Origin of the sequence: Lishizhenia sp., assembly GCF_033720595.1 — a bacterium.
Taxonomy (GTDB): domain Bacteria; phylum Bacteroidota; class Bacteroidia; order Flavobacteriales_D; family Crocinitomicaceae; genus Lishizhenia.
Window position 1 is genome coordinate 1 of sequence record NZ_JAWWCF010000104.1, and the last position, 10,682, is coordinate 10,682.

Consider the following 10,682-nt stretch of genomic DNA (forward strand, 5'->3'; position numbering starts at 1 on the left):
CCAAAACTCCCACTATTGCATGCTTTCGGTATTTCTTCAAAAAGGCTGGGGTAACAATCCCTATTTTAGAAAGAAGGTAAATTACTACAGGAAGTAAAAACAAAATACCCGTATAAAAAACGGTTGAAGTAATTAGACTTACGTAAGAATCAATTCCTGGATTAGTTTCGATGTCAGGACTGATCCTAAACTCACCAAAAAATTGCACACACATGGGTGCCACCACAAAGTATCCGAACAATACTCCGAAGAAAAATAACAAGCTTACGTAGAACACGATTCCCGAGAATGATTTTCTTTCATTTTGACGTAAACCAGGTTTGACAAAACTCCACAATTGATAGAAAACATAAGGGAAGGCAATGATAAACCCACCAAGAAATGAGATCAATAAAGCGTAACTAAATTGAGAAGTCATTTTTAATCCCTGTGCTTTTACAGGAGTTACTTCCACGCATAGGTTCACATATTCACACATGACTCTATAGCTAATGAAGTTCTCTGAATTCATCGATAAAAAGATGTTATCCATGATCCACTCCAAGCAAACAAACAGACCAATGGCTAGCACAACTATAGCAATTACTGAACGAACCAAGCGCCAACGTAACTCCTCGAGGTGCTCTAAAAACGACATTTCATTTCCTTCTTCCATAGTGCAAAAGTAAGAACTTAATAATTTAAAATTGGGTTGTTTTGTTTTTCAATTTCTATCTTGGTTTCACCACCATGACCGGTACAAACTATCGTGTCTCCCGGTAAATTGAACATCACTTCAGTAATGCTCTTCTTCAGTGTCGCCATATCACCACCCGGTAAGTCTGTTCTTCCAAAACTTCCTTGGAATAATACATCACCGTTGAATACAATTTTGTTGGCTGCGTTGTAGAAAACTACATGACCAGGCGCGTGCCCTGGTGTGAACAATACCTCAAAGTCTAAATCTCCAAATGAAAGAGTAGTGTTTTCCTCTATTTCCATATCTGGTTCGGGAGAAGGAGTGAAAGCATCTAAGCCATACACAGCAGCACTTCTTTCAGACATTTCTAGTGTTGGTAAATCTTTAGGGTGCAAGTATAGTGGAATATTGTAGGTGTTCTTTACAAAACTATTTCCTGCAACATGATCTAAATGTGCATGGGTGTTTAAAATTGCAAGTAACTCTATACCTTCCTCTGAAATGAAATTTTGAAACAGCTCTTCCTCTTCTTTGAAATACATTCCTGGATCTATGACCACGCCTTTTTTGTTGTTGTCATATACCACAAAGGTGTTTTCTTGGAAGGGATTAAAAGTGAATTTTTGAACTTTCATAAAAACTGTTTTAAAAATAACTCTCCTCAATGACTGTTGTTGAATTTCGATAATTCAAGTCGCCATTTTTTAATTCGGACAAAGTTAATACACTTAAGCAAATAGATATTCTTAAATTCGTGTTGCTTAGCAAGAATTAGTTAGAAATAGCCTGAAAAAGTAAATTATGTCATGCCCTGCAATTTTAGGGTGAGGTGATTCTTCCAAACATCTTCAAATGGCATTTTTATTTGTAATATGTACAGCAATGAATCTTAAAGAACAAATACAAGCCAAGGCAAGTGAGTTTTTCGCAGAAGTTAAAGCGATTAGAGAGCATTTGCACCAACATCCTGAGCTTTCCTACCAAGAGCATGAAACAATGGCTTTTGTGTCAGAACAACTATCCAAGTTCGGTATAGAACATAAGGTTGGAGTTGCAGATACGGGAGTAGTTGGGTTGATCAAAGCAGATCATCATACTGGTGATGAAGATTGTATTGCGTTAAGGGCAGATTTAGACGCTTTGCCGATTCTTGAAAAGAATGAGGTGGCATATTGCTCACAAAATGAAGGAGTGATGCATGCCTGTGGTCACGATGTACACACTTCAGTTTTATTGGGAGCTGCTAAGATTATTCAGGAATTTAGAAATAATTTACAACAACCTGTAAAGCTTGTCTTCCAACCAGGAGAAGAGCAAAATCCGGGAGGAGCAAGTTTGATGATCAAAGCAGGTGTATTAGAAAATCCTAAAGTGGAGCGCATGTATGGATTACATGTTTTTCCAGAAATGGAAGTAGGGAAGTTAGGTTTTAGAGGAGGTTTGTACATGGCCTCTAGCGATGAAATTCACGTTACTATAAGCGGAAAGGGTGGACATGGAGCTCAACCACATAAAACTGTAGATAGCATTTTGGTGGGGGCTGAGGTAGTTACCTCTTTGCAGAAAATTGTTTCTCGAAGCTGCGACCCAACACTGCCGTGTGTTTTAACTTTTGGTCATTTCGAAGCTTTAGGAGCTACCAATATTATCCCGGCCGAAGTAAAAATCAAAGGAACTTTTAGAACCATGGATGAAACATGGAGGGCAAAGGCATTGGAAATGATTAAATTCCAAATCGAAAACATAGCAGAAACGCATGGAGCGAAAGCCGAAGTTTTCATCTCGCATGGTTATCCATTCTTAAAGAACGATGAAAGACTTACGGAGGATTTAAAAGTGAAGGCTAGAAAATTATTAGGAGAAGAAAACGTAGCGGAATTGCCGATACGTATGACTTCGGAGGACTTTGCATTTTATTCACAAGAAGTACCTACTTCTTTCTATCGTTTAGGTGTTCGTAATGAAGAGAAAGGTATAATACATGGGGTGCATACCGCAAATTTCGATATAGATCCCCATGCATTAGAAGTTGGAATGCAGATGATGGCGGCTATTTGCTTTGATATTTAGCCAAGAAATCAGTCATTTTAGCAAAAGCACGGGCTCTATGACTCATGCTATTTTTCTCTTCTGTAGTCATTTCAGCAAAAGTTTTCCCTGCGTTTTCAGGTTCAAAAATGGGATCATAACCAAAACCTTGATCACCCGTTTTTGAAGTTCGGATTTCCCCATTTACGATGCCTTCGAACAAGTGTTCTTCACCGTCTATGATAAGTGCTACAGCTGTTCTGAAGCGAGCAGATCTATTCTCTTTATCTGATAAACCATCCAATACTTTTTGCATATTTTTATCGTCAGATCTTTCAGCCCCAGCGTAACGAGCTGAGTATACTCCTGGCTCCATGTTTAGCGCTTCAATTTCTAAACCTGTATCATCGGCAAAGCAGTTTACACCAAATTTTTCGTGCACGTATCTAGCCTTTTGTAAAGCATTTCCTTGTAAGGTGTTTTGTGTTTCTGGTATATCATCAGAACAGTTGATGTCTTTCAGCGTTTTGATAGTGATTCCTGAAGGAACCAATTTCTGTATTTCCTTTGCTTTATTCTGATTCTGCGTTGAGAAGATCAATTCCATTTTTGTTGTTTTTATAATATCCATAAATACCGGCGAGTAAAAGTAAGAAAGCAAAAGGTAAAAGCGGAGCTCTTAAGCGTACTAATACACCATACAAGCTAGAGCTAAACCCTGTCATAAATGCCATGATCAAAACATAGAAAAAGGAAAAGACAAGTACTTCGTTACTTCTAACAAATTGTATTCTTTGTTTTAAATTGCTTTTAAAAAAGAAGACCAGTGTTAGTAGCAATAGCACAATTCCTTCGAGTATGTTGATGGCCAAAGCTACGTTTCTACTGTCCCAAGCAAACGGACGGTAGATTCCGGCAATAATAGCTTCTGGAGCAACTTTTAGCATACCCCAGAGACTGTAATCATTAATGTTTAATTGGTACCTATCCGTGCTGTAGGTTGAGTTTTGAGCAAAGTCTCTCTGAATCGTGGCAGCTTCTTGCAGTATTTTTTCAGGTGCTAAACTTCCAAAATTAGAGCTGTTGAAAAGGTACAAACTTAGTCCCCCCATACCTATGAGTAAAATGAAAAGACGCAACCCCATTTTTAGAACAGGTTTCTCACCCAATTGATTTATCCAATGGGTAGATATGGCAAAGAATAAGGGTGCCAACATGGCCAATAAAAGAAAGGCCCTGATTTCAATTAATAGGAAACTAGAGAGGATAAGGAAAAGACCTTCGATACTCAAGATTCCTGCTTTTTTATGAACGATTTTAAAAGTTGCCACCAAGCCCATTAATATGGCGATAAGTACAACGGTATCTTTGGAAATTCCTGTGCACCAAAAAGATACTGAAGGTACAAATAGTAGTGCTAAAGCTGCGAGTTTTTTCGGTAAGAAATTGAGTGTAGCAACATACCTGTAGAGTCTGTAATTTACATTGGCCATTATAAAAGCTAATATGAAACTCATGGCCCAATAACTTTTAAAACTCACGAACATGAGAAGAGAAATAATCTTGGAGACAAAATAACTTTCATCTTCACGGTAAATCCATCCTGGAGGATAGCCTATTTGTGCATTGAAATTCCCGTAGTAGATCTCTTTACCCTGACTTATTTCATCAAAATAATTGAGCGGGTTGTGAAAGAAAAGGTTGTTGAGTGTTTCTGATCCACGGTAATAAGCAAAAGTGTCACCGCCATTATACATGATGGCGTAAACACCTGAGAAAGCAATGACAAAAAAGATTTTAAAGTAGAAATTAAGAAGGTAAAACTGATGCTCTTGTTCTTTTTTCTGACGGTAAAATTTAATGTAGTGACTAATAATCGCGAGGATTACCAGCCAAAATATTCCAGGAAGAATATCTCCCACACTAAACAATTGGTTTCTCATTGTAAAGCGAATTTAAGAAAACAAAAAAAGGTAGCTGATGATCAACTACCTTTTGTCTCTAATTTTTTTATTTCTAGTGTCCACCAGGTTGGCAACATTTTGGAAGTGCTTGCTGTGCTGCCTTAACAGGTTCAACATCATCTGCACTGTATCCTATTTCAGAAATTACTTTTTTAATCTCATCCAAAGTGATTTTTTTCGAATTGTAACTTACGGTTACAATTTTAGTGGTAAGATCCATCTCCGCAAACTTAATCCCTTTGGTATAGTTTAATTTGTTTTCGATTCTTTCTTTACATTCTCCACATTGCGCATTGGTTTGGATTTGAGCTTCTTTCTTGTTTCCATCCTCTGCGTTACTATTAAATGTTAAGGCTACAATAGCCATAAGTGCCATTAAAAATTTCATGTTTTCTATTTTTTATTTTCTATACTAAATCTAACTCCGGCATATACGTTAATACCGATAACTGGTGCCCATATTCTCGTTGCATCGAAAGTTGAGCTAAAAGGGTTTTGAGCATCAATAATTGGATTTTTCTGGGTGTAATTTAATAAATTTTCTCCTCCAACGTAAAAATCCCAACGTTTGTATATGTGAGTAATTTGTGCATTTACCATGCCATAAGCTTTACTTCGCTCATCACTGGTAAATACAGTTCCCTCTTCATTAAGTGCTAATCTTGGTAGTCTCTTGGTTCCAAAAACAGATGCCGTTAAATCATATTCCCAACGTTTGTTTCTCGTGCTATATCCAAAATTGATGAAACCTCTGTGTTTCGGCACCATAATTTTTTCTTGTAAGCTTCCTCCAAATGTTGCTTTTACATCCAAATACTTATAAGCCATTTTAATTTCGAAATTACGGATAGGCTCAAAGCTGAAATCTGTTTGTATAGCGTTTGAGTAAGATTGTCCGTCTAAATTTCTAAAGTAGATGGCTTGTGCGTCTTGGTCTCTATCCACAACAAGTTGGTTGGTGAATAGTGTGTGGTATGCATCAACAGACCAACGTGCTGAACGTTTGAAAAGTCTGAACTCATACACGGTGCTCCCTCCAAAGTTCCAAGCTACCTCAGGCTTTAAAGTTTCATTCAGAACCCAAGGTTTGTTGTTGGCCATTAAAGATAGATTGTCAACTACATAGTTAGGAACTCTAAATCCTTTACCTGCAGTTAATCGAAGGTCTACTTTTTCTGTGACTTTGAATTTATAATGAGCACGTGGAGAGAACTGAAAACCGAACAAATTGTGGTAATCACCTCTCGCACCTAAAACTAAATCATGGCGAATGGTTTTCTTTGTAAACTCAGCAAATGCCCCAGGAACAATTTCCGTTCTGTTTAGGTTACTAATATCATCCTGCATACCTAAGTTGATGTGCTTTTGTCGTAATTCATCGTAGACAAAACTCAAACCTGTTTTTAAGGTGTTTGTAGTATTTCCTAGTATTGTATTGAAAATAGCATTTACATAACCTCGTTTTTCTTGGGCGTCCATACTTCTGTTCCCAAATTGAGCTTGCAAAGCATGATACTTAGCTTGATAGACTAACCCCAGTGAAGAGTTTACACTTTTCTTAAAGAAAAATCCTGTTTTAGCATAAACCTCTGCGTGCTGATTTTCTATGGATACACCGTAAAGATTGTTGGGGTTGCTAGATCTTTTATACCCCATTTCTCCACCGGTTTTACTAGTAACTGATCCTCTAAAGCCAAATTTGCTTTCAAAATATTCTCCCTCGTAATTCCAACGGTTCATGAAAGTGAAATTTTCACTTAAAGGAATGTCTTTAAAACCGTCCTTGTTTCTATCCAATTCTATAGCGCCAACAGAGGCATGACCAAAGAATCCTGTAGACCACTTCTTCGAAAGTTGTATACTGTTGTGAAAGTTAACTTCATTCCTTCCCTGAATATTGGTGTAAGCATTGAAATACAATTTGTCCATATTTACACCAGGTTGATAAAATTCAAGGTTAATCAAACCTGCCATCGACTCGTAACCATTTACCACGGTCCCTGAACCCTTGGTGATTTGAATGGAGTTTATCCATGTACCGGGTATCATATTCAAGCCGTAGGCTGAACCTAAGTTTTTAAGCATAGGGATGTTTTCAAACTGAATCTGTGTATAGGTACCAGCCAACCCCATCATTTGGATTTTTTTAGCCCCAGAAACTGCATCAGTAAGATTTACGTCTACACTTGCATTGGTCTCAAAAGATTCTGAGAGGTTACAACATGCTGCTTTTCTCAATTCACCAGCAGATAATGTTTCTGTAAATAAAGGATCGAGTTTCTCAATGGAAGAATTCTCACGTTGGTATGCAATTACAACTTCTGGTAAGTAACTAGAAGAATACAAGGTTACGTTAACATTTAGGAATCTATCTTTTTTGGTAATTACTAAAGTGTCGGTATAATAACCCTGAGCCCTAAAAATTAGAGTATCTGGTAATGCAGGTAAATAGTCTAATGTAAAAGCTCCTGTTTCGTCGGTAATCGTACCAATGTCACTACCTAAGAAGAATACTTTAACACCAAAAAGTGGTTCTTTTTTGTTTTCTGAAGAACCGTAAACAGTTCCTTTAACTTGTGCAAAAGTGTTGAGTGCAAATAGACTCAATATTGCAATTAATATGTTTTTTTTCATTTTTTGATTTTGTGTGATAATTCGAATAAACGTGAAGTTATCGCACTAAAATCATAGGGTGTAGACCTGCAGCTGCGCTCTTACTTGGCTGCTGGTAAGAGGAGGTGGGTTGGGATAGTATTGGGTGATTTGTGCTTCATTTATGCTTTCGGCTATAAAGAAATCAAATGCAGGAACAGTTGCCAAGTAAGGCACGGTTACTTTCACCAAAACATCGTGGTAATGATTTAACGTGGTCTGGAAAACTTTAGTTTCTTCCTTACAACAATCATCTTGCTTAGTATCCACAGGAACCTCGCAACAATCGTGGATGTTTGGTTGGTTCTCTTTGTGTTCTTCATGCATTTCGCATACCTCCTCTGTGGTCGTACATAAATGTTCCGATATAGAGAATCCGCAAACTCCTAAAAATAGAAAGCTCACAAAGAAAAGAAGTGCTATGTTTTTCAACTTTTGCATGCGTTAACAAAGATAGGGACAAATTGGGTTTCTACAAATTGTATAATCTGCCATTCTTGTATTTCAAAAGTCAATTTTTACTGTGTCCTTTACAAATGGATTACTACTTTTGCACGTAAAGATAAATTAACATGACTCAAAAAGTTCCAATTACTGTTTACGCTGAAATGACACCTAACCCAAGCACAATGAAATTTGTTGCTAATAAATATTTATTGATTACGGGCGAATCGGTTGAATTTACTAGTCAAGCAGAAGCCAAAGGATATTCTCCTTTAGCCGAGGAGCTTTTCAATTTCCCATTTGTTACGGGTGTATTTATGGCGAGTAACTTTATTACGATTACAAAGAACGAGGCATTGTCTTGGGATTTTGTAGTAATGGAATTGCGTGAATTCATCAGAGAATACCTACAAGATGGTAAAGAAGTGTTGATTATGATGCCACAGCCTAAGGCAAAACCTGTGGAAAAAGAAAACCCAACCAAAACTTACGCACCTTCAGAATACGATGATGCCATTGTAGCATTGTTAGATGAATATGTTCGTCCGGCTGTAGAGGGTGACGGTGGAGCCATTGAGTTTAGAAACTTTGAAGACGGTATTGTTACCGTATTATTGAAAGGATCTTGTGCTGGATGTCCATCTTCAACAGCTACTTTAAAAGGAGGAATTGAAAATTTATTGAAGCAACATTTACCTGAAGTAAAGGAAGTTGTTGCTGAAGATGCAGAATAATACCCATTCTAGAATTTGAACAAAAACGCTGAAAATTTACAAGGCGCTAAGCAGTTGTGAATCTTTTAGTTATCTCCTAAGAAAAGTTTGTTTTTTTCAGAGCTGTTTTTGTATCTTAGACTTAATTAATTTGGATATATGAATGTGAGTGATTTAACGGGTGCTCTACGCAAGTATTTTGGGTACGATAAATTCCGTGGTGACCAAGAAAAAATCATTAGAAACATCTTAGAAGGACAAAATACCTTCGTAATAATGCCAACAGGTGGAGGTAAGTCTATGTGCTACCAATTGCCGGCTTTATTATCAGAGGGTGTATCTATCGTGGTTTCTCCTTTGATCGCCCTGATGAAAAACCAAGTAGATGCGATTAGAAATGTGAGTGAGGACGATAGTGTTGCCCATGTCTTAAACAGCTCTTTATCGAAAACAGAAGCCAACCGCGTAAAGCAAGATATTAGAGATGGGAAAACCAAACTTCTTTATGTTGCTCCTGAATCGTTAACCAAGAAAGAAAATGTTGATTTCTTTAATTCTGTAAACATTTCCTTTTTTGCAATTGATGAGGCCCACTGTATTTCTGAGTGGGGGCATGACTTTAGACCGGAGTATAGAAGATTGCGTGAGATTTTTGAACAAATATCTAATGTTCCGATTATCGCATTAACTGCAACAGCTACACCAAAAGTTCAACACGATATCCAAAAGAACTTGAACATGTTGGATGCAACAGTGTTCAAAGATTCATTTAATAGAGATAATCTTTATTATGAGGTACGTCCGAAGAAGGAGGTAGAAAAAGAGATTATCAAATACATCAGATCGAAACAAGGTAAATCTGGGATCATTTACTGTTTGAGTCGTAAAAAGGTGGAGCAATTAGCCGAAGTTTTGCGCGTAAATGGAATCAATGCACTGGCTTATCACGCTGGTATGGATGCTTCTACAAGAGCAAAACATCAAGATGCTTTCTTGATGGAAGAGGTAGATGTAATTGTAGCCACCATTGCCTTTGGTATGGGAATCGATAAACCGGATGTGCGTTTTGTGATTCACCACGATATTCCAAAATCTTTGGAGAGTTACTATCAAGAAACCGGTAGAGCGGGTAGAGATGGTGGAGAAGGAGAATTGTTAACCTTCTACTCTTACAAAGACATCGAAAAATTAGAAAAGTTCTTACAAGGAAAACCTGTAGCAGAGCAAGAGATTGGACGACAATTGTTGTTTGAGATTGTATCTTATGCAGAGTCTTCAATTTGTAGAAGAAAATATTTGTTGCATTATTTCGGAGAAGAATTCGACGAGAAGAACTGTAACAGCATGTGCGATAACTGTAAGCACCCGAAAGAAACCATGGAAGGAAAAGAGTATGTTCAACTCTTGTTAAAAGCTGTGGTAGAATTGAAGGAAATGCAGAAGGCCAAGCATATTTGTGCTTTCCTAGCCGGAAAAGATACTGCAGAAATCAGTACTTATAAGCACGATAAATTGCCGCTTTATGGTAAAGGAAAAGAAAGAGATGAAGCTTTCTGGAATGCAGTGATGCGTCAATGTTTAGTAGCTAAATTAGTGGCGAAAGATATAGAGTCTTACGGGGTGATTAAAATGACCCAAGAAGGACATGATTTCATCAAAGAACCAAAGCATTTCTTATTGATTAAGGAAAATGATTTTAGCAGTGCTTCTGACGAGGTGAATGTAAACAACAATGCGAAAGGTGCTTTCGATGAAGTGTTGTATAAATCTATGTTGGATCTGCGCAAGCAAATTTCTAAGGATAAAGGAATTCCACCTTTCGTGATTTTCCAGGAGTCTTCTTTAAAAGATATGAGTTTCCAATACCCAATTACGATTGAGGAGTTAACAAATATTCAGGGAGTTGGACAAGGAAAAGCGAAGCGTTATGGAGCACCATTCTTAGCCTTAATTAAGCAATACGTAGAAGAAAACGATGTTGAAAGACCACAAGATTTAGTTGTAAAGCAATTGGTCAATAAAAGTGGAATGAAAGTACGTTTAATTCAAAACATCGATAGAAAACTGCCGCTAGAAGATATAGGATCTTCACAGGGGAAAAGTTTGAACGAGGTATTGGATGAAATTGAAATGATTGTTCAATCTGGAACGCGCGTGAACATCAATTACTACATAGATGATATGTTAGATGATGGTGAGCAA

The 10,682-nt window shown here is 37.4% G+C and carries 10 protein-coding genes; 3 read left to right on the top strand and 7 right to left on the bottom strand.

The features are described 5' to 3' along the window. Together tatC and R3333_RS08680 are read right to left on the bottom strand one after the other, a co-directional pair. Positions 1–655: twin-arginine translocase subunit TatC (gene tatC, locus R3333_RS08675; protein WP_318958395.1), on the bottom strand; the 655-nt coding region annotated here is incomplete at its 3' end. A gap of 17 nt (positions 656–672) precedes the next feature. After that, positions 673–1,314 carry an MBL fold metallo-hydrolase gene (locus tag R3333_RS08680; protein WP_318958396.1) on the bottom strand — a complete coding sequence of 214 codons (642 nt, stop codon included), beginning with the start codon at positions 1,312–1,314 and terminating at the stop codon, positions 673–675. A 217-nt stretch (positions 1,315–1,531) separates the two neighbouring features. Between R3333_RS08680 and R3333_RS08685 the strand changes: the two genes are divergently transcribed. Further along, positions 1,532–2,749 carry an amidohydrolase gene (locus R3333_RS08685; RefSeq protein WP_318958397.1) on the top strand — a complete coding sequence of 406 codons (1,218 nt, stop codon included), beginning with the start codon at positions 1,532–1,534 and terminating at the stop codon, positions 2,747–2,749. Here the strand turns inward: R3333_RS08685 and R3333_RS08690 are convergent. From R3333_RS08690 to R3333_RS08710, 5 genes are all read right to left on the bottom strand, one after another. Continuing rightward, on the bottom strand, positions 2,730–3,314 hold the full coding sequence (locus R3333_RS08690) for a non-canonical purine NTP diphosphatase (protein ID WP_318958398.1): 585 nt from the start codon (positions 3,312–3,314) through the stop codon (positions 2,730–2,732). The genes R3333_RS08685 and R3333_RS08690 overlap by 20 nt on opposite strands. After that, the gene (locus tag R3333_RS08695; RefSeq protein WP_318958399.1) at positions 3,280–4,650 is read right to left on the bottom strand and encodes a hypothetical protein; all 1,371 of its coding nucleotides are present in this window, start codon (positions 4,648–4,650) and stop codon (positions 3,280–3,282) included. Before R3333_RS08695 ends, R3333_RS08690 begins: the two co-directional genes overlap by 35 nt. 73 nt (positions 4,651–4,723) lie before the next feature. Beyond that, complete coding sequence (locus R3333_RS08700) at positions 4,724–5,059, bottom strand: heavy-metal-associated domain-containing protein (RefSeq protein ID WP_318958400.1); 336 nt, start codon at positions 5,057–5,059, stop codon at positions 4,724–4,726. 5 nt (positions 5,060–5,064) lie between these two features. Next, positions 5,065–7,305, bottom strand: coding sequence for a TonB-dependent receptor (locus tag R3333_RS08705; protein WP_318958401.1), 2,241 nt, complete (start codon positions 7,303–7,305; stop codon positions 5,065–5,067). Between the two features lie 51 nt (positions 7,306–7,356). Continuing rightward, positions 7,357–7,764: an HYC_CC_PP family protein gene (locus R3333_RS08710; protein WP_318958402.1), complete on the bottom strand. Its 408-nt coding sequence runs from the start codon at positions 7,762–7,764 to the stop codon at positions 7,357–7,359. A gap of 131 nt (positions 7,765–7,895) precedes the next feature. Here R3333_RS08710 and R3333_RS08715 point away from each other — a divergent pair, with 131 nt between their 5' ends. After that, complete coding sequence (locus R3333_RS08715) at positions 7,896–8,501, top strand: NifU family protein (RefSeq protein WP_318958403.1); 606 nt, start codon at positions 7,896–7,898, stop codon at positions 8,499–8,501. A 138-nt stretch (positions 8,502–8,639) separates the two neighbouring features. Then, on the top strand, positions 8,640–10,682 hold a 2,043-nt coding region (gene recQ, locus R3333_RS08720; protein WP_318958404.1), incomplete at its 3' end, for a DNA helicase RecQ.